The sequence below is a fragment of the Micromonospora sp. WMMD1155 genome (assembly GCF_029581275.1).
In the GTDB taxonomy this organism is placed as follows: domain Bacteria; phylum Actinomycetota; class Actinomycetes; order Mycobacteriales; family Micromonosporaceae; genus Micromonospora.
Map to the genome: position 1 here is coordinate 960580 of NZ_CP120742.1, position 19054 is coordinate 979633.

A 19054-nucleotide genomic window follows, 5' to 3' on the forward strand; every position below is an offset into this window, starting at 1 on the left:
TGACCTTGACAACGTGAGCGGGCTGCCATCAACTAGTCGGATGAGCGATCCGGCCGTCGATTCGTTCCGGCCGGAGGCCGTTCCCAACTCCCCCGCCGGGCTGGCCCTGGACCACCTCGGCGCCTACCTGGCGCAGCACCGGCCGGAGCTGGCCGCCGGGTCGCTGCGAGCTGAGCTGATCGCGGGCGGCAAGTCCAACCTCACCTACCTGCTGCACCTCGGCGACCGCGAGGTCGTGCTGCGCCGTCCCCCGCTGGGGCACGTGCTGGCGACCGCGCACGACATGGCTCGCGAGTTCCGGGTCATCTCGGCGCTGGCCCCGACCGGCGTGCCGGTGCCGGGGGCGCTGCTGCTCTGCACCGACCCGGAGGTGATCGGCGCGCCGTTCTACCTGATGGAACGGATGCCCGGCGAGGTGTTCCGCACCCGCGCGCAGACCGACCCGCTGGGCGACGAGCGCCGCCGGGCCCTCGCCATGGCGATGATGGACACGCTCGCCGCGCTGCACGGCGTCGAGCCGTCCAGCGTCGGGCTCGGCGACTTCGGCCGCCCCGAGGGCTACCTGGCTCGGCAGGTCCGCCGCTGGGCCGGTCAGCTCGACCGCTCGCGCAGCCGCCCCCTGCCCGGCATCGACGAGCTGCGTGACCTGCTCGCGGCGACCGCCCCGGAGGGCGCGAACAGCGGCCGGATCGTGCACGGCGACTACCGGCTGGACAATCTCCTCGCCTCGGCCGACCCGGTGACCGTGCACGCGGTGCTCGACTGGGAGATGGCCACCCTCGGCGACCCCCTGGCCGACCTGGGGCTGCTGCTGACGTACTGGGACGTGCTGGGCGGCAGCGAGACCTCCGCGGGCAACCCGGTCGCCGACGGTCTCGGTCCGCGCGCCGGCTTCCCCACCGGCGGCGAGCTGATCGACAGGTACGCCGGGCGCAGCGACGTGGACGTCGGGCCACTGCACTGGCACGTGGCGCTGGGCTGCTTCAAGCTCGCCGTGATCTGCGAGGGCATCCACTACCGGCACACGCTCGGGCAGACGCTCGGCGAGGGCTTCGACCGGATCGGCGAGATGGTGGCACCGCTGGTCGCACACGGGCTGACCGCCGCCAGGGAGCGGTGATGGACTTCTCATACGACAGCCGGACCGAGGAGCTACGCGACGAGCTGACCCGGTTCCTGACCGAGCACGTCTACCCGGCCGAGGCGGTGCACGCCGAGCAGGTGGCCGCTGGTGACCCGTGGTCGCGTACCCCGGTGTTGGCGGAGCTGAAGGCGGAGGCCCGCAAGCGCGGCCTGTGGAACCTGTTCCTCCCCGATCCGCGCTACGGCGCCGGCCTGACCAACCTCCAGTACGCTCCGCTCGCCGAGCTGACCGGGCGCAGCCCGCACCTGGCGCCGGAGGCGGTCAACTGCGCGGCACCGGACACCGGCAACATGGAACTGCTGGCCGAGTTCGGCTCGGAGGCGCAGCGACAGCGTTGGCTCATGCCCCTGCTGGAGGGCGAGATCCGTTCCGCGTTCTGCATGACGGAGCCGGACGTCGCATCCTCCGACGCCACCAACATCGCCACCCGGATCACCCGCGACGGCGACGAGTACGTGATCAACGGGCGCAAGTGGTGGTCGTCCGGAGCGATGGACCCACGCTGCGAGATCTTCATCGTGATGGGCAAGACCGACCCGTCGGCCGACCGGCACCGTCAGCAGAGCATGGTCCTGGTCCCCCGGGACACGCCCGGCGTGACAGTGCGCCGGGGAATGACCGTCTTCGGCTACACCGACGGCTCCCACGGCGGGCACGCCGAGATCGACTTCACCGACGTCCGGGTGCCGGCGGAGAACCTGATCGGCGCCGAGGGCACCGGCTTCGCCATCGCCCAGGCCCGGCTCGGTCCGGGCCGGATCCACCACTGCATGCGACTGATCGGAATGGCTGAGCGGGCATTGGAGCTGCTCTGCAACCGTGCGCTCGGGCGCGTCGCGTTCGGCCGACCCCTCGCCGAGCAGGGCGTCGTCCGGGAGTGGATCGCCGAGTCGCGGGTGCGCATCGAGCAGGCCCGGTTGCTGGTGCTCAAGACGGCCTGGCTGATGGACACCGTCGGCAACAAGGGCGCGCACACCGAGATCCAGGCCATCAAGATCGGTACCCCGGCGATGGCGGAGTGGGTCATCGACAAGGCCATCCAGGGGTACGGCGGCGCCGGCGTCAGCCAGGACACCCCACTGGCCGCCCTCTGGGCGCAGACCCGAACCCTGCGCCTGGCCGACGGCCCCGACGAGGTCCACCGCAACTCCCTGGCCAAACGCGAACTCCGCCGCTGGACCTCCTGACCCCCCGGTCCTGCGGGAGGTCAGGCGGAGGCGCGGTGGACCAGTTGGGTGTCCAGGAGGATGTGCGGGGCCTGCAGCTCCTCGCCACGGATGCGGGCGACCAGCAGGCGAGCCATCTGCCGGCCCATCTCCTCCACCGGCTGGAAGACGGTGGTCAGCGGCGGGTCCGACTGGAGGGCGATCGTCGCGTCGTCGAAGCCGATCACCGCGACGTCCTCGGGCACGCGCCGACCGGCCTCGCGCAGGGTACGCAGCGCGCCGAACGCCATCAGGTCGGACGCGACGAAGACGGCGTCCAGGTCCGGGCAGACGTCCAACAGTCGGGCCATGCAGGCCGTGCCGCTGCCCTCACTGAAGTCGCCGTACGCGATCAGGTCGGGGTTCACCCCGACCCCGGTGGCCTGGACCGCCTCGGTGTAGCCGGCCAGACGGGCCAGGCCGGCGCCCATGTCCTGCGGACCGGCGATGGTGGCGATGCGCCGACGTCCCAGCCCGGTCAGGTACTCCACCGCCTGCCGCGCCCCGCCAACGTTGTCCACGTCGACGAACCAGGCCGGTTGTGCGCCCGGTTGCAGCATCCGGGCCGGCCGACCACCGAGCACGGCGGGCAACCCACGCTCCTCCAGCAACGTCGGCAGCGGGTCGGAGTCGTGCAACGACAGCAGCAGTACGCCGTCGACGTGCTGGTTGGTCAGGTGGTGCTCGACCCGTTCCCGCTCCACCGGCGACTGCGCCATGGCCAGCCAGAGCTGCATCGGGGTCTCCAGCAGCCCGGAGCTGATGCCCCGCACGATCGAGGCGAAGAACGGTTCGGTGAAGACCCGGTCGCCGGACTCGGACACCACGAGCGCGACCGAGTCGGTGCGCTGGGTGACGAGCGCACGGGCGGCACGGTTCGGCACGTACCCCAACTCGGCGATGGCCTGCTGGACCGCGGCCCGGGCCTCCGGGCTGACCTGGGGTGAGCCGTTGACGACGCGGGACACCGTGCCCCGGCCGACGCCGGCACGCGCCGCGACCGCGTCGAGGGTCGGGCGCCCGAGCGACCGGGTGCGCTGCGTTGTCATGGTGTGCTCCTCCGACGGCGGGCGGACCCGGCGCCACCTGCGGGAGGTGTACGCCGGGGCCGTCCTGATGGCTGGCCCGAGCCTATTGTGCGGCCAGACCGTTGCGCCGGATCACCGAGGCGTACCACTTGGCGCTGGACTTGGGGATGCGAACCTGGCTGTCGTAGTCGACGTGGATCATGCCGAACCGCTTGGTGTAACCCCAGGCCCATTCGAAATTATCCATCAACGACCAGGCGAAGTATCCCCGCAGGGGCACTCCGTCGTCGATCGCCTCGTGCGCCGCGCGCAGGTGGGCGTCGAAGTAGGCCAGCCGGTCGACGTCGTCGACCTGCCCGTCGACGACCGAATCGACGAACGCGGAGCCGTTCTCGGTGACGTACAGCGGCAGATCGGTGTAACCGTGCACCCGTTGCAGGGTCTCGCGCAGGCCCGGGGCGTCGATCTCCCAGCCCATGTCGGTGACCGGGACACCCCGGGTGACGAACCGGACGTCCTCGCTGCCGGGCCAGCACGAGGGGGCCGGGTCGACCGGGTCACCCTCGACCGCCGCGGCGACGACGTGCCGGCTGTAGTAGTTGACCCCGACCAGGTCCAGCGGCTCGGAGATGGTCGCCAGGTCGCCGTCGCGCACGTGGCCGAAGTCGGTCACCGGGGCGAGGTCGGCCACCAGGTCCTCCGGGTACGACCCGCGCAGCAGCGGGTCCAGGAAGAACCGGTTGGCCAGCCCGTCGATCCGTCGGGCCGCGTCCACGTCGGCCGGGGCGTCGGTGGCCGGGTCGACCGGGTAGAGGTTGACCGTCACGCCCACCTCGGCGGCCGGCCGGGTGGCCCGCAACGCCTGCACGGCCAGGCCGTGACCGAGCATCAGGTGGTGCCCGGCGCGGACCGCGTCCGCCCCGTCGGTTCGGCCCGGGGCGTGCACCCCGGACCCGTAGCCGAGGAACGCCGAGCACCACGGCTCGTTGAGCGTGGTCCAGTACCGCACCCGGTCACCGAGCGCGTCGGCCACCAGGGTCGTGTAGTCGGCGAAGCGGGCCGCGGTGTCCCGGGCCGGCCAGCCGCCGGCGTCCTCCAGCGGCTGCGGCAGGTCCCAGTGGTAGAGGGTCAGCCACGGCTCGATGCCGTTGGCCAGCAGCTCGTCGACGAGTCGGCGGTAGAAGTCCAACCCCTGCGGGTTGGCCGCGCCGACGCCGCCGGGCTGCACCCGGGACCAGGAGACCGAGAAACGGTACGACTTCAGGCCCAGCTCGGCCATCAACGCGACGTCGCCGCCGAGCCGGTGGTAGTGGTCGCACGCGACGTCACCGGTGTGCCCGGCGACGACCCGACCGTCGGTGTGGCTGAAGGTGTCCCAGATCGACGGGGTGCGGCCGTCCTCGGCCGCCGCCCCCTCGATCTGGTATGCCGCGGTCGCGGCTCCCCACAGGAATCCGGGTGGGAAGGACAGCCCGGGGCGCTCGTCGAGGACGCCGACGGCGGGCGGGCTGGCGGGGTTGCTCACGACTTGACGGCACCTTCCATGATCCCGCCGATGATCTGGCGGCCGAACACGAGGAAAACGACCACCAGGGGGATGGTGCCGATCGCCGTGGCGGCGAACACCTGGGAGTAGTCGGTGTAGTAGGCGTACGAGAGGAAGGCGAGCGAGACCTGCAGGGTCGGGTTCTCCGGGGTGAGGATGGCGTACGGCCAGAGGAACGAGTTCCAGGTCTCCATGAAGGTCAGCAGACCGAGGACGCCGGCGGCGGGACGCAGCGCGGGCAGCACGATGTTCCAGTAGATCCGGAACGTGCTGGCCCCGTCGACCCGACCGGCCTCGATCAGCTCGTCGGAGATCGCCTGGCTGGCGTACTGCCGCATCATGAACACGCCGAAGGCGCTGACCAGGAACGGCACGGTGACCGCGTAGAGGGTGTCGTACCACCCGAGGTCCTGCATGATGGCCCACAGCGGAATGAGCCCCATCTGGGTCGGGATCATCAGGGTGACGATGATCGCCAGCAGGAGGGCGTTGCTGCCCTTGAATCGCAGTTTGGCGAAGGCGAACCCGGCCAGCGACCCGGTGAGCACCACCGAGACGGTGACCACCGAGGAGACGATGATCGAGTTCATCATGCCGGTGAAGAAGTTGGCGGCGTCGTTGTCGAGCACCCGCTGGAAGTTGTCGCCGAACGCTCCGCCGGGTGTTACCGGTGGCGGCACGTCGTTGATGTTGTCCAGGCTGCGGGTGCCGATCACGATCATGTAGTAGAACGGGTAGATCGACAGCAGCGCCGCCAGGACGAGCGCCACGTAGGTCAGCGGGCTGGTGCGCCACAGGCGCCGAGAGGCCGAGGTCATCGCTTGCTCCTCACTTCGCCGAGCGGCGGACGAGTAGGAAGTTGATCAGCGACACCACGACGATGATCATGAAGATCGCCCAGGCGACCGCGGCTCCGTAGCCGGCGGAACTCAGGTTCTCGATGCCCATCTCGTACATGTACATGGCCAGCGTCTGGAACTCCCGCTGGTCGCCGCCGAGGATGTTGCCGTTGCCGAAGAGCAGGGGCTCGGTGAAGAGCTGCATGCCGCCGATCGTGGACAGAATGACCACGAAGATGAAGGTGGGCTTGAGCATGGGCAGGGTGATCTGCCAGAACTGCCGCCACGGGCTGGCGCCGTCGATCTCCGCGGCCTCGTAGAGGTCCTTCGGGATCGCCTGCATGCCGGCGAGCAGGATCAGGGTGTTGTACCCGGTCCACCGCCAGTTGACCATCGTCGAGATGGCGAACCAGGAGCTCCACCGCTGCGAGTCCCAGTCGACGGCGTCGACGCCGACGAGGCTCAGCAGCCAGTTGAACAGGCCGAACTCCCGCTGGAACAGCATCCCGAAGACGATCGCGACAGCGGCCACCGACACCACGTTCGGTACGAAGATGGCCATCCGGAAGAAGGTCTTGGCACGCAGGAACGTCTTGTTGAGCAGGTTCGCCAGGAAGAGGGCGAGCAACAACTGCGGGATGGTCGACAGGGCGAAGATGCCGAACGTGTTGACCAGCGCGTTCCAGAAGTACTCGTCGTTCACCAGCCGGGTGTAGTTGTCGAAGCCGATGAACGAGTGGTCGCCGATCATGTCCCAGTCGTGCAGCGACATCCAGGCGGTACGCGCCATCGGGTACAACCCGAACACGCCGAAGATCACAAAGAACGGTGCGATGTAGAGGTACGGCGAGTACTTGACGTCGAGACGGTTGAGTAACCTTCCCCGGTTACGTCGGGAAGAGACGTCGGGAGAGGGCGGTGCTGCTGGCGACGGCGGCGCCGTCGTGGCCGACAGGCTCATACGAATTTCCTTTTCCAGCGAGGCCCGGGGGCCCTCGCGCAGGGCGCTACGCGGAGGGGACCGGCCGGTGGCGTCCGGGGAGTCCCGGACGCCACCAGCGGGGAATCACTCAGAAGGCACCCTGAGTCTTTGCGTCCTTCGTGAACTGCTCCCAGGCCTTCGCCTTGTCGGCCTGCCCGTTCTCGAACGCCCGCAGAGCCGGCTCGAACGCGTTCTCCTTCACCGCCTGGTGCTTCGGACCCAGGTGGGTCGGCTGGATCTTGGCGACGCTCTCACCGAAGATCTTGCCGGTCGGCGCGTTGCTGAAGTACTCGTTGGTGTAGCCGATGAACGCCTCGTTCTTCAGCGCCTCCAGGTTGGTCGGCAGCGGGCCCTTGAGCTTGAAGGCCTCCACCTGGCTCTTGGCGTTGGTGAGGAACTCGGCGAGCTTCGCCGCCTCCTTCGGGTACTTGCTCTGCTCGGGAACCGCGAGCCACGAGCCACCCCAGTTACCGCCGCCACCCGGCACGGACGCGACGTCCCACTTGCCCTTGTTGGCCGGACCGGAGTTGTCCGAGACGATGCCGAGCATCCAGGACGGGCAGAAGGTGACCGCGAAGGTGCCCTGCTTGAAGCCACCCGACCACTCCGGCGACCAGGTCTGCGCCTTGGCCGAGATGTCCGCCATCGAGGTGGCGGTGTCCCAGGCGTTCTTCACCGCGGGGCTGGTGTCCGCGATGATGTTGTTCTCCTTGTCGTAGAACAGATCACCGTTGCCCTGGAACATCACGCCGTTGGAGACGGCGGTGATCGAGTCGACGAACGCCTTGCCGGTGGCCTGCTTGTACTTCAGGCCGGCGTCGTGGAAGCCCTTCCAGTCCGACCAGAGCGCCGACACCTGGTCACGCTCGGTGGGCAGGCCGGCCGCCTGGAACAGATCCTTGCGGTAGCAGACGGCGAGGCTGCCGACGTCCGTCGGCAGGCCGATCAGCCGGCCGTCGGGCGACTTGCCCAGCTCCCACTTCCAGGGCAGGTATTCCTTCGAGTGGTCGGCGACCAGCGGGTTGAGGTCGGCCCAGTTGCGCGGGTTCGTCTTGAACTCGTTGAGGATGCCCTCTTCCAGGGCGGTGACGTCCGCCGCGCCCTTGCCGGTGGCCAGGTAGCGGACCAGCTTCGGCCGGTACTCGCTGAGCTGCGCGGTCTTGCGCAGCTCGACCTTGATGCCGGTCTCCTTCTCGTACTGCTTGACGAGCTCGTCGTAGCCGAACTCGCTGAAGGTGTCGACGACCAGCTTGGCGGGCTTCTCGCCGGCAGCCGGCTCGTCGTCGTCCTTGCCGCAGGCCGCGAGACCGCCGATTGCGGTGATCGCGGCCAGGGCAGCGGCCGCCAGGCGGGTACGCCGCGTGGTGACACTCATGCGCTGACCCCTCTTTCCGGTGGTGAGGCTGGGTGGTTGTGGTGGGGGGTGTCTCATCGCGCCAGGCCGGGGATGCGTGAGTGACCCATGCCACCTCCGGGAGCGCTCCCATGAGATTGCCGTCGGGTAACGGGAGTGTCAATAGGGCGATGGGAGCGTTCCCAGATCGTTACCGCGCGCCTCACAGGCCCCACCCGTCCCCACCGAAGCCCACCCTGACCAGCCCTTTCAACTCGGGTGATCAAAGGATTTCGGTCAGAAATCGCCCTGCCGCCGACGCGAACGTCTTGATCGACAGGGCGGACGCACACCGGTCGGCGCCCGGGGTGTGGTCAGCAGAAGCGGCGGAGGAGGGTGGTCGAACGCTCGGCGTCGAAGCGGGACGGGTCGAAGGTGGCGCCCGCCCAGTCACGCAGCAGCGCCAGCCGGGGGTCGGCGAGATCGGCCGGCGCGGCCTGGTCGTCCAGGGCGACCAGAAGCGCGCGATAGCCCAGCGGCCCGCCGATACCCTCCGGCGGGCAGGCCCGCTCGCCGGCCAGACAGACCGGGTACCGCTCGTCGGGGTCGACGGTCAGCGCGTCCTCCACGACCAGGTCGTGCTCCCACCAGTCGCCGAAGTCGTACGTGTAGGAGAACCGGCTGCCCTTGCCGAGCACCGCGTCCAGCCGCACGTCCAACTCGTCGTGCAGCCCCAACTCACCGTCCGGGTCGGGCTCGCCGTACTGCACGGCGTCGATCTCGAACGAGTGCAGGTGGCAGTCCCGCCACCCCATCGCGTGCTGCACCACCCGGTGCAGCCGGTCCAGCGTGTAGCCGGCCGGCACGAGCACCCGCCGCCACACCGGTGGGCGGACGCTGGCCAGGGACATCTTCAGCTGGAAGATCTGACGCGGCATGCTGTCCTGTCCTCCCGCGGCTTAGGCTGCGAGCATGATCTGCCGCGCGTGCCGGGCCCGGCGACACGACGACTGCCCGGGCCGGAACTGGTGCGACTGTCAGCACCGTACCGAAGAACCGACCCCTCCGGTCACCGGTCCGGCCGGCGAATGACCGTCGGAATCCCGATCCGCCGACTCTGGCCCGAGCCGTCGGCACAGCCACTCGACGACACCACGTTGACCGCCCTCTACGGCCGCGACGACCAGCCCCGACTGCGGGTCAACTTCGTCTCCAGCCTGGACGGCGCGGTGAGCGTCGACGGCTACTCCGCCGGGCTCTCCGGCGAGCCGGACAAGCGCGTGTTCGGCCTGCTGCGGATGGTCTGCGACGCGCTGGTGGTGGCCGCCGGCACGCTGCGCCACGAGGGATACCGGGCGATCCGCCTCAACGAGACCCGGCGCGCCTGGCGTCGGGTCAACGGCCTGGTGGAGTACCCGACCCTGGTGGTCGTCTCCGGCTCCCTCGACCTGGACCCTGCTCAGGCCGCCTTCGCCGACGCGCCGACCCGACCGATCGTGCTCACCCACGCCCACGCCGAGCCACCGCCCGGCCTCACCGACGTCGCCGACCTGCTGCGCTGCGGCACCGACCGGGTCGACCTTGCCGCCGGCCTCGCCGCGCTGCACGGGCGCGGGCTGACCCAACTGCTCTGCGAGGGCGGGCCGCACCTGTTCGGCGCGCTCACCGCCGCCGACCTCGTGGACGAGTTGTGTCTGACCGTCTCTCCCCTGCTCGCCGGAGCGGGGCCGGGCCGGATCACCGCCGGCGACACCGCCCCACCCCGGCACCTGCCGTTGCGCCACGTGCTCGCCGCCGACGACGGCGTCCTCATGCTCCGCCACGCCCGCCCGTAACGGGCCGTCACCCGGCCACACACCCACTGTCGCGGGTGTGACGGACCAGGGTGTCGTCCGCCGCGTCGCGTGGCGACCTGTCGTACTCCTCGGGCAGGATGCACAGCATGCTTCCCCACCATGCTGCCCGACCGACCCACCTCGCCCGATGACCGACGCCGACCTCGACAGCCCCGGCGAGGCGGTCGGGCGGGTGCTGGGCACCGCCGACGCCACCCCGTTGCAGTTCTGGACGGCCGTGGCGCCGGGCAGCTACCTGCAGCTCGACGACGTGGTGGTGACCCGGCGGGAGCTGCCCGACCGGGAGCCGGTGACGATCGCCGGGGTGGTCACCCAGGTCCGCGCCCGGCACGAGGGCGCCCAGTTCGACTCGGACGTCTTCGCCATCGCCGACGGCACGCTGCCGGCGCAGGTGCAGGAGGCGGCCGAGATCACCACCACGCGCGTCGACCCGGAGCTGTACGTGCCGCCGACGCCGGGCATGGTGGTGCACCGGGCCGAGGGTGACGCCCGGGCGCGCGCGCTGCACTTCGACCGGATGGAGCGACGCATCCCGATGGGGATGGGCCGCGACGGGGTCCCGGTCTACCTCAACGCCGACTTCCTCGACGGCAGCCGGGGCGCGCACGTCTCCATCTCCGGCATCTCCGGTGTGGCGACGAAGACCAGCTTCGCCACCTTTCTGCTCTACTCGGTGTTCCGCTCCGGCGTGCTGGGAGGCGACGCGGTCAACGCCAAGGCGCTGATCTTCAACGTCAAGGGCGAGGACCTGCTCTTCCTCGACCACCCCAACACCCGTCTGGACGAGCCCACCCGCGCGGCGTACGCGAAGCTGGGCCTCAACGCCGGCGCGTTCCCGGACGTGCGGGTGTACGCCCCGCCCCGGGTCGGCGACGCGGCCGGCACACCGGATGTGAGCAGCCGGCTCACCGGTGTCGACTCGTTCTACTGGACGCTCAGCGAGTTCTGCTCCGACCGCCTCCTGCCGTACGTCTTCGCCGACGCCGACGACGAACGCCAGCAGTACACGATGGTGGTCCACTCGGTGGCGGCGCACCTGGCCCGCTACGCCCAGCCGGCCGACGGCGGAGTGAGCATCGACGGGGTGCGCCTCGGCTCCTACGGCGACCTGGTGGACCACATCGTCGACCAACTCAACGACGACGAGACCCGCTCCGACTGGGCGGGCAGCGCGGTCGGTCTGGGCACCGTCAACGCGTTCGCCCGGCGGTTGATCGGCAGTAAGAAGGACCTCGCCCGGCTGATCCGTGGCGACCTGGCGACCCGCCGCCCGCACTCGATCAACACCAGCGAGTCCGCGCAGGTCACCGTGGTCGATCTGCACAACCTCCCGGACCGGGCGCAGCGGTTCGTGGTCGGTGTGACGCTGAAGAGCGAGTTCGAGCGCAAGGAGAAGGCCGGCACCGCGAAGCCGCTGCTCTTCGTCGTCCTGGACGAGCTCAACAAGTACGCCCCCCGGGAGGGCTCCTCGCCGATCAAGGAGGTGCTGCTCGACATCGCCGAGCGGGGCCGCTCGCTCGGGGTGATCCTGATCGGCGCGCAGCAGACGGCGAGCGAGGTGGAGCGGCGGATCGTCACGAACTCGGCGATCCGGGTGGTCGGCCGGCTCGACCCGGCCGAGGCGTCCCGCCCGGAGTACGGCTTCCTCCCGCCCGCCCAGCGTCAGCGGGCGCTGCTGGCCAAGCCGGGCACCATGTTCGTCAACCAGCCGGACATCCCGGTGCCGCTCTGCCTGGAGTTCCCGTTCCCGGCCTGGGCCACCCGGGTCTCCGAGGCGGGTCGGGCACCATCGGAGACGCTGCGCTCGATCACCCAGTCCGCCGACCCGTTCGCCGTGGTGGGCTCCGGCGGCGGCAGCACCGACGACGACATCCCGTTCTAGCTGGGGGCCGGCACACCCATGAAGATCCTGCACACCTCCGACTGGCACGTGGGAAAGGTGCTCAAGGGGCAGTCCCGGGCCGAGGAGCACAAGGCCGTGCTGGCCGGGGTGATCGACATCGCCCGTGCCGAGCAACCGGATCTGGTGATCGTCGCCGGTGATCTCTACGACACCGCCGCGCCCACCTCGGAGGCGACCCGTCTGGTCACCCGGGCGTTGACCGCGCTACGGCGTACCGGCGCGGACGTGGTGGCGATCGGTGGCAACCACGACAACGGGCCGGCGTTGGACGCGCTGCGGCCGTGGGCCGAGGCCGCCGGCATCACGCTGCGCGGCGGGGTACGGGAGAATCCGGACGAGCACGTGATCGACGGCACCACCGCCGGCGGCGAGCGGTGGCGGCTGGCCGCGCTGCCGTTCCTGTCCCAGCGGTACGCGGTGCGCGCCCTGGAGATGTACGAGCTGACCGCGGCGGAGACCAACCAGACGTACGCCGACCACCTGGGCCGGGTGCTGGAGCGACTGACCGAGGGTTTCACCGAACCGGACCGGGTGCACCTGGTCACCGCGCACCTGACGGTGACCGGCGCGTCCACCGGCGGCGGCGAACGCGACGCGCACACGGTGCTGGGCTACGCCGTTCCGGCCACCGTCTTCCCGGCGACCGCGCACTACGTGGCGTTGGGTCACCTGCATCGGGCGCAGCGGGTCGTCGGCCCCTGCCCGGTGCGCTACAGCGGCAGCCCGCTCGCCGTCGACTTCGGCGAGCAGGAGAACGTCCCGTCGGTGACGATCGTCGAGGTGACGGCCAGCAGCGCCGCCCGGGTGCGGGAGGTGCCGGTGACCGCGGCGAGCGCGCTGCGGACGGTGCGGGGCACCCTGGCCCAGCTCGCCGAGATCGAGGCGCCGGACGCCTGGCTGCGGGTGTACGTGCGGGAGCAACCCCGCGCCGGTCTGCGCGAGGAGGTCCAGGAGTTGCTCCCCCGGGCCCTGGAGATCCGGATCGACCCGGAGCTGTTGGCCGCGCCGGGCAGTGGCGCGCGCATCGCGCAGCGGTCGGGGCGTTCACCCCGGGAGTTGTTCGCCGACTACCTGGACAGCCGGGGCCACGCCGACGAGGGCGTCCAGGAACTCTTCGACGAGCTCTTCGAGGAGGTCGATCACTGATGCGTCCGATGCGCCTGGACATGGCCGGGTTCACGGTCTTCCGCGACGAGACCACAGTCGACTTCACCGACGCCGACTTCTTCGCCCTGATCGGCCCGACCGGCTCGGGCAAGTCCACGGTGCTGGACGCGATCTGCTTCGCGCTCTACGGCACGGTGCCCCGCTGGGGTGGGGCACGGGGGCTGGCCAACGCCCTCGCGCCGTCGGCGTCCGAGGCCCGGGTGCGGTTGGTCTTCGAGTCCGGTGGGGCCCGCTACGTGGCGACCCGGGTGGTCCGGCGGGACGGCCGGGGCAACGTCAAGACCGCGAACGCCGGGTTGCAGGTGATGCCCGCCGGTTTCGACGTCACCAAACTGGACACCGGGTTGAGCCCGGACGACCTCGGTGAGGTGGTGGCGGGCACCCCGGCCGAGATGGAGCAGGCGGTACTGGACGCGGTGGGGCTGCCGTACGAGCAGTTCACCAGCTGTGTGGTGCTGCCACAGGGGCAGTTCGCCGATTTCCTGCACGCGAAGCCGGCGACCCGGCAGCAGATCCTGGTGAACCTGCTGGGCCTGGGCGTCTACGAGGACGTGCAGAAGCGGGCGACGGCGCGGGCCACGCAGGCGGACGCCAGACTCGACGCGGTCGACCAGGTGCTCGCCGGGCTCACCGGCGTGGACGACGAGGCGTTGGCCGAGGCCGAGGCCCGGGTCGATCAGATGGCGGAGCTGTCGGCGGCGGTGACGGCCGCGGTACCGGAGCTGACGGCGGCTCGGACCGCCGCGCGGGAGGCGGCGGCGGCGCTGACCGCCCTCGACGACGAGCTGCGGGTGTTGACCGGGGTCCGCGCGCCGGGCGGGGTGGCCGAGGTGGCACGCGCGGTCACCGAGGCGCGGGCGGAGGCGGAGGCGGCGGCCACCGCCGTGTCGTTGGCGGAGGAGCGGGAGGAGAAGCTACGCGGGGAGCTGGCCGGCGTCGGCGACGAGAGCGCGGCGCGGCTACTCCTTCGGGCGTACGACGATCGGGACCGGTTGTCCGGTGAGGCGGCCACGGTCCGCGCGGCGGTGGGCGCGGCGCACGAGGAGCACACCGTGGCGGTGGCCGCGCTGGCCGACGCTCGCACGGCGGCCGAACGGGCCGACGCCGAGTTGGAGGCGGCCTTCCGGGCGCACGAGGAGGCGAAGGCCACCGACCTGGCGGTCAGCCTGCGGGTGCACCTGCATGCCGGCGCGCCCTGCCCGGTCTGCGAGCAGCCGGTGACGCGGGTGCCGGACGTGCCCGCCGATTCGGCGGTGGCGGCCGCGACGGCGGCGGGTAAGGCGGCGCGGGCCGCGACCAAGGCGGCGCAGACGGCTGTGCAGCAACGGGACGCGGCAGCGCGTGATCTGGAGCGGCTGCTGGTGCAGGCGCGGGCCCGGCAGGAGCAGGTGGACGCCCGGTTGACCGAGCTGGACGGGCAGCTCGACGGCGTGGCGGAACCGGCCGTGTTGCGCCGGGAGTTGGCCGAGCACGCCCGGTTGCGGGGCGCCCTGGAGGAGGCCGCCACCGCGGTTCGGGCCGGCCGTGAGGCCGCGCGCCAGGCCCGCGCCGGCGTGGATGCGGCCGAGGAGCGGTTGCGGGCGGCCTGGCGGGCCTTCGACACCTCCCGCGACGGGTTGGCCCGGTTCGGTCCGCCGGCCACCGACCGGGAGGACGTGGCCGCGGCCTGGGCCACGCTGACCGGCTGGGCGACGGCCGAGGCGGACCGCCGCCGTGCCGATCGGGCCGGTCGGGCGTCGGCGGTGACCGAGGCCGAAGCCGCGGCCGCGGCCGTGCAGCGCGACCTCGCCGCCCGGTTCGCGGCCGTCGACGTGCCGGTCGGTGACGATCCGGTGCACGCCGCGACCGTCGCCGTCGAGCGGGCGGACGCCGACCGGCGGCGGCTGCGCGAGCGCCGCGAGCAGGCCCGGACGCTGCGCGAGCAGCGGGCCGTGCACGAGCGGGAGGCGCAGGTGGCGCGGGCGCTCGCCGGGCACCTGCGGGCCAACAACTTCGAGCGGTGGTTGCTGGCGGAGGCGTTGGACCTGCTGGTCGACGGCGCGTCGGGGATCCTGCGGGAGCTGTCCTCCGGCCAGTACGAGCTGGTGCACGACAAGGGCGAGTTCGTCGTCGTCGACCACCACGACGCGGGGCTGCGCCGGGGCGTGCGCACCCTGTCCGGCGGTGAGACGTTCCAGGCGTCGTTGGCGTTGGCGTTGGCGCTCTCCGAGCAGCTCGCCGGGATGTCGACGACGGCGGCGAGTCTGGAGTCGATCGTCCTGGACGAGGGCTTCGGCACGCTCGACGCGGCCACCCTGGACACGGTGGCCGCCACCCTGGAGAACCTGGCCGCGCGCGGTGACCGGATGGTCGGTGTGGTCACCCACGTGCCGGCGCTGGCCGAGCGGATTCCGGTCCGCTTCGAGGTGCGCAAGGATGCGCGCTCGTCGCGGATCGAACGGACCGGCCGGTGAACGTGCGGGGCGACGCCGCGTTCTTCGTCGACTCGTGGGATCCGGCGTACGGGGCGTCGTTCGAGGCGTCCGCTTCCGGGCCGGCCGCGCCGAGCAGCGCGCAGGTCGACGCGGACGCGGAGGTGCCCGCGGTGGACTGGCGGGCGATCGGGGTACGCCCGGGGGTTCGCGCTCCCGACGTGGTGCTGCTCGTCGACGGGGTTCGCCGGATCGACGCGAGCATCTGGACGGCGGAGGCCGACGGCGGTTCGTTTCCCGGGCTGGCCGCCTCGTACGCGGCCGGGGTGGTGCGGTGCGACCTGGGCCGGGGTGCGGCGCAGTTGGCCGGCACCCGGGTGGGTCGGGGTCTGTTCACGGCGAGCCCGTCGGCGCAGGACGTGGTGGCGGGTGCGATCCGCTACCCGGTGCACCGGGTGGGTGGCACCGGTGAGCTGGGCAAGTTGCCGGCGGCGGTGCAGGCGCCGCTGACGGCGTTGGAGGTGGCGGTGTCCGACGCCGCCCGGGTCGACGGTGACCTGCTGGTGGTGGACGGCCCGTTGCGGAGTCGTCGGCAGTTGCCGCGCACGTTGGGCTACATCAAGACCCAGCACAGCCAGTATCTCGACGCGCGGCTGACGGCGGTGGTGGTCGGTCTGGCGTCGGGTGAGCGTTCGCCGGTGTTCCGGCTCGGCACCGCCTGGGGTGGTTGGTCGTGGTATCTGCGGCTGCCGGTGGCTGTCGGTGCGCCGTGGGCGGGCATCGTCCGGGTGGAGTGCTCGGCCGACCTGCCCGTCGAGGCGGCCATCGAGTTGGCCGACCTGTCGCTGGTCACCCTGCCGCGTTTCGCCTCGACGCCGTACAAGGATCCGCGGGCTCCGCAGAACCTGATCCCGATCGCCGGCCTGGAACGACGGTTGCGCGCCCTGCTCGGTGACTCCCGGTTGCTGCACCGCGCGTTGACCGCAGCGGCCCGCGCGGCGCGGTAGACGGGGCACCTGTCGCGATGGGACGTAAACGGGCGGCCGACCGGGTGGTCGAGCAGGTGGACACCGGGCGGGCCGAGCTTGTTCCGGATCCGGACCGGGCGGGTTCGTGGACGCTGCTGCTGGACGGCGCACCACAGTCGCATGTGGACCTGACCGATCCGACCCACCTGGAGTTCGAGTACGTGCGGCGGCTGGCGGCCGCGGTGGATCTGGTCGCGCCGCCCGGTGAGCCGTTGCGGGTGCTGCACCTGGGCGGTGGTGCGCTGACCCTGCCCCGGTACGTGTCCGCCACCCGACCCGGGTCGACCCAGCGGGTGTCCGAGGTGGACGGTGCGCTGGTGGAGTTGGTGCGTCGGGCGTTGCCGTGGCCGTCCGACGCGCGGCTGCGGGTCCGGGTGCAGGACGCCCGGGCCGTGCTGACCTCCACCCGGGACGCCAGCTTCGACGTGGTGGTCGCCGACGTGTTCGCGGGTGCGCGTACCCCGGCTCATCTCACGTCGGTGGAGTACGCGGCGGAGGTGGCCCGGGTGCTGCGCCCCGCGGGGTGGTATCTGGCGAATCTGGCCGACGGTCCACCGCTGCGGTACGCCCGTGGGCAGGTCGCCACGGTCCGCTCGGTGCTACCGCAGGCGTGTCTGGTGGGCGACGCGGCGGTGTTGCGGGGCCGCCGCTACGGCAACCTGGTGCTGATGGCCGGGCGGACCACCCCGCCGGTGCCGGAGCTGACCCGGCGCGCCGCCGGCGACTGGTTCCCGGGTCGGGTGGTGGCCGGCGACGAGGTGGACCGCTTCACCAGTGGTGCCCCGATGGTCCGGGATGCCGACGCGACCGGCTCCGATCCCCCGCCTCCGGGCCTCTTCTCGGTACGCCGCTGACCGTCCACCTCGCACTGACTGTGCGCTCCGACAACGACGCGGAATTTTTTTTCCGGGTTCGTTGATCCGTTCGGGGCGGCGGTGCGTACCACCGGGCGGCCCGCCTCACGGGCCGACGTTGGTGACGGAGACCCCGGAGGTCTGCATGCATGCGGTGGCGGCCGGCTGGCATGGCGACGCGGTACGCGCTGACTGGTTGTCGGCACGGTCCTCGTCGCGGCCGACCTCGTCTGCCCGAGGGGTCGACGCGAGGGCGACGTCTCGCCAGAATGGTCCGGTGACGCCGCGACCGGCGCCCGGGCGCCATCAGGCGACGTCAACCGAGGCCAGCCACTCCGACCAACTGATCAAGCTGCTCTACGCCGAGCACGCTGGTCCACTCCTGATGTTCGTCATGCGTCTCACCGGGGGGGACCGGCAGCGCGCGGAGGACATCGTCCAGGAGACGTTGCTGCGGGCCTGGCGCAACGCGCACCGCCTGGGCACGCAGGGGCAGGGCTCGTTGCGACCGTGGCTCGTCACGGTGGCCCGGCGGATCGCCATCGACGAGCACCGCAGCCAGGAGGCCCGACCGCCGGAGACCTACGACCGGGACCTGACCGCGTTCGCCGAGGCGGACAGCACCGACCGGGTGCTGCGCACGATGACCGTTGCGGACGCCCTGCGTACGCTCAGTCAGTCGCACCGGGAGATCCTGATCTCGACGTACTTCCGGGGGCGGACGGTGCCGGAGGCCGCCGAGGAGTTGGGGCTGCCGCTCGGCACCGCCAAGTCGAGGGTCTACTACGCGCTGCGCGCGCTGCGCACGGCTCTGCAGGAGCGGGGGGTGACAGAATGAGCCGGCCGGACCACATGGACGTCGCGGCGTACGCGCTCGGTGTGCTCGACGAGCAGGATACCGAGCGGTTCGAGGAGCATCTCGCGACCTGCTGGGCGTGCGCTGCGGAGTTGGAGACGATGGTTCCGGTGGTGGGGCTGCTCTCCGACATCGACGGCGAGACGATGATGGCGATGGAGCAGACCGCGACCGACCCGGCGCTGTTGAACCGGACGCTGGGCGCGGTCCGGGCCGACCGTCGGCGTACCCGGTTTCGTCAGATGTTGGCGACCGCCGCCGCGGTCGTGGTCTTCGGCGGTCTGACCGGTTACGGGTTCGTCAGCGTGACGGGCAACGATCCGGCGCCGGGGGTGCTCGCCGATTCGACGCCGAGCGCGCCGACCGACCCGCAGACGAGTGGGCCGACGGCGCCGCCGAGTGGCCCGGGTGTGGGTGGCACCGAGGAGGAGGGTGACCAGCTCGACGCGACCGACCCGACGACGGGTGTCCAGACGACCGTCTTCCTGGTGAAACGGGACTACGGCACCCGGATCAATTTCAGCCTGCGGAAGTTGCCCGGCCCGCGCACCTGCCGGTTGGTTGTGCTGCGCAAGAACGCCGACCCCGAGGTGATTTCCACCTGGTCCGTTCCGGACGGTGGTTACGGCACCAACGCCCGCCCGCAGGGTCTGGAGTTGAGCGCCACCACGTCCGCCGTGGTGAGCGACATCAAGCAGCTCCAGGTGCAGTCGGTCGACGCCAACGGGGTGGCGAGTCCGCTGGTCACCGTGCCCATGTAAGCTCGCGAACCGTATCGGCACCGGTCATTACGACAATGACCGGTGCCGATCTGTCGTTGGGGGAAAAGTTCCGTGCAGGGGCGTACGGATCACCAGCCGATTCGGTTCAATCAAGGAACGTGAAATTGACCACTGTTACTT

General features: G+C 71.2%; 16 protein-coding genes. 10 read left to right on the forward strand and 6 right to left on the reverse strand.

The window, feature by feature from the left end; genetic code table 11:
• The first annotated feature begins 40 nt into the window (after positions 1–40).
• Positions 41–1120, forward strand: coding sequence for a phosphotransferase family protein (locus O7617_RS04100; protein WP_282261597.1), 1080 nt, complete (start codon positions 41–43; stop codon positions 1118–1120).
• Positions 1120–2331 (forward strand): acyl-CoA dehydrogenase family protein, encoded by a 1212-nt coding sequence (locus O7617_RS04105; RefSeq protein WP_282261599.1) that lies wholly within the window; start codon positions 1120–1122, stop codon positions 2329–2331. The genes O7617_RS04100 and O7617_RS04105 overlap by 1 nt, the downstream gene beginning before the upstream one ends.
• Before the next feature lie 20 nt (positions 2332–2351).
• Here O7617_RS04105 and O7617_RS04110 read toward each other — a convergent pair whose 3' ends face one another.
• From O7617_RS04110 to O7617_RS04135, 6 genes are all read right to left on the reverse strand, one after another.
• Positions 2352–3398, reverse strand: coding sequence for a LacI family DNA-binding transcriptional regulator (locus O7617_RS04110; protein ID WP_282261602.1), 1047 nt, complete (start codon positions 3396–3398; stop codon positions 2352–2354).
• Positions 3399–3480: 82 nt separating this feature from the next.
• Positions 3481–4902 carry a GH1 family beta-glucosidase gene (locus O7617_RS04115; RefSeq protein ID WP_282261603.1) on the reverse strand — a complete coding sequence of 474 codons (1422 nt, stop codon included), beginning with the start codon at positions 4900–4902 and terminating at the stop codon, positions 3481–3483.
• Positions 4899–5741 carry a carbohydrate ABC transporter permease gene (locus tag O7617_RS04120; RefSeq protein ID WP_282261604.1) on the reverse strand — a complete coding sequence of 281 codons (843 nt, stop codon included), beginning with the start codon at positions 5739–5741 and terminating at the stop codon, positions 4899–4901. Before O7617_RS04120 ends, O7617_RS04115 begins: the two co-directional genes overlap by 4 nt.
• A gap of 10 nt (positions 5742–5751) precedes the next feature.
• Entirely contained in the window at positions 5752–6723 is a 972-nt protein-coding gene (locus O7617_RS04125; RefSeq protein ID WP_282261605.1) for a sugar ABC transporter permease, read from the reverse strand.
• Positions 6724–6832: 109 nt separating this feature from the next.
• Positions 6833–8119 carry an extracellular solute-binding protein gene (locus O7617_RS04130; protein WP_282261606.1) on the reverse strand — a complete coding sequence of 429 codons (1287 nt, stop codon included), beginning with the start codon at positions 8117–8119 and terminating at the stop codon, positions 6833–6835.
• Positions 8120–8451: 332 nt separating this feature from the next.
• On the reverse strand, positions 8452–9015 hold the full coding sequence (locus O7617_RS04135; RefSeq protein WP_282261607.1) for a plasmid pRiA4b ORF-3 family protein: 564 nt from the start codon (positions 9013–9015) through the stop codon (positions 8452–8454).
• A gap of 150 nt (positions 9016–9165) precedes the next feature.
• Here O7617_RS04135 and O7617_RS04140 point away from each other — a divergent pair, with 150 nt between their 5' ends.
• From O7617_RS04140 to O7617_RS04175, 8 genes are all read left to right on the forward strand, one after another.
• On the forward strand, positions 9166–9912 hold the full coding sequence (locus tag O7617_RS04140; RefSeq protein WP_282261608.1) for a pyrimidine reductase family protein: 747 nt from the start codon (positions 9166–9168) through the stop codon (positions 9910–9912).
• Positions 9913–10060: 148 nt separating this feature from the next.
• Entirely contained in the window at positions 10061–11815 is a 1755-nt protein-coding gene (locus O7617_RS04145; protein ID WP_282261610.1) for an ATP-binding protein, read from the forward strand.
• 18 nt (positions 11816–11833) lie between these two features.
• Positions 11834–12982, forward strand: coding sequence for an exonuclease SbcCD subunit D (locus O7617_RS04150; protein WP_282261612.1), 1149 nt, complete (start codon positions 11834–11836; stop codon positions 12980–12982).
• Positions 12982–15456: an SMC family ATPase gene (locus O7617_RS04155; RefSeq protein ID WP_282261614.1), complete on the forward strand. Its 2475-nt coding sequence runs from the start codon at positions 12982–12984 to the stop codon at positions 15454–15456. The genes O7617_RS04150 and O7617_RS04155 overlap by 1 nt, the downstream gene beginning before the upstream one ends.
• Positions 15457–15458: 2 nt before the next feature.
• Positions 15459–16421 (forward strand): hypothetical protein, encoded by a 963-nt coding sequence (locus O7617_RS04160; RefSeq protein WP_282264626.1) that lies wholly within the window; start codon positions 15459–15461, stop codon positions 16419–16421.
• Positions 16422–16438: 17 nt separating this feature from the next.
• Positions 16439–17296, forward strand: a complete 858-nt coding sequence (locus O7617_RS04165) for a fused MFS/spermidine synthase (RefSeq protein WP_282261616.1) — start codon at positions 16439–16441, stop codon at positions 17294–17296.
• A 145-nt stretch (positions 17297–17441) separates the two neighbouring features.
• Positions 17442–18134, forward strand: a complete 693-nt coding sequence (locus O7617_RS04170; RefSeq protein ID WP_282261618.1) for a sigma-70 family RNA polymerase sigma factor — start codon at positions 17442–17444, stop codon at positions 18132–18134.
• Positions 18131–18913: a zf-HC2 domain-containing protein gene (locus O7617_RS04175; protein WP_282261620.1), complete on the forward strand. Its 783-nt coding sequence runs from the start codon at positions 18131–18133 to the stop codon at positions 18911–18913. The genes O7617_RS04170 and O7617_RS04175 overlap by 4 nt, the downstream gene beginning before the upstream one ends.
• Positions 18914–19054 lie beyond the last annotated feature (141 nt).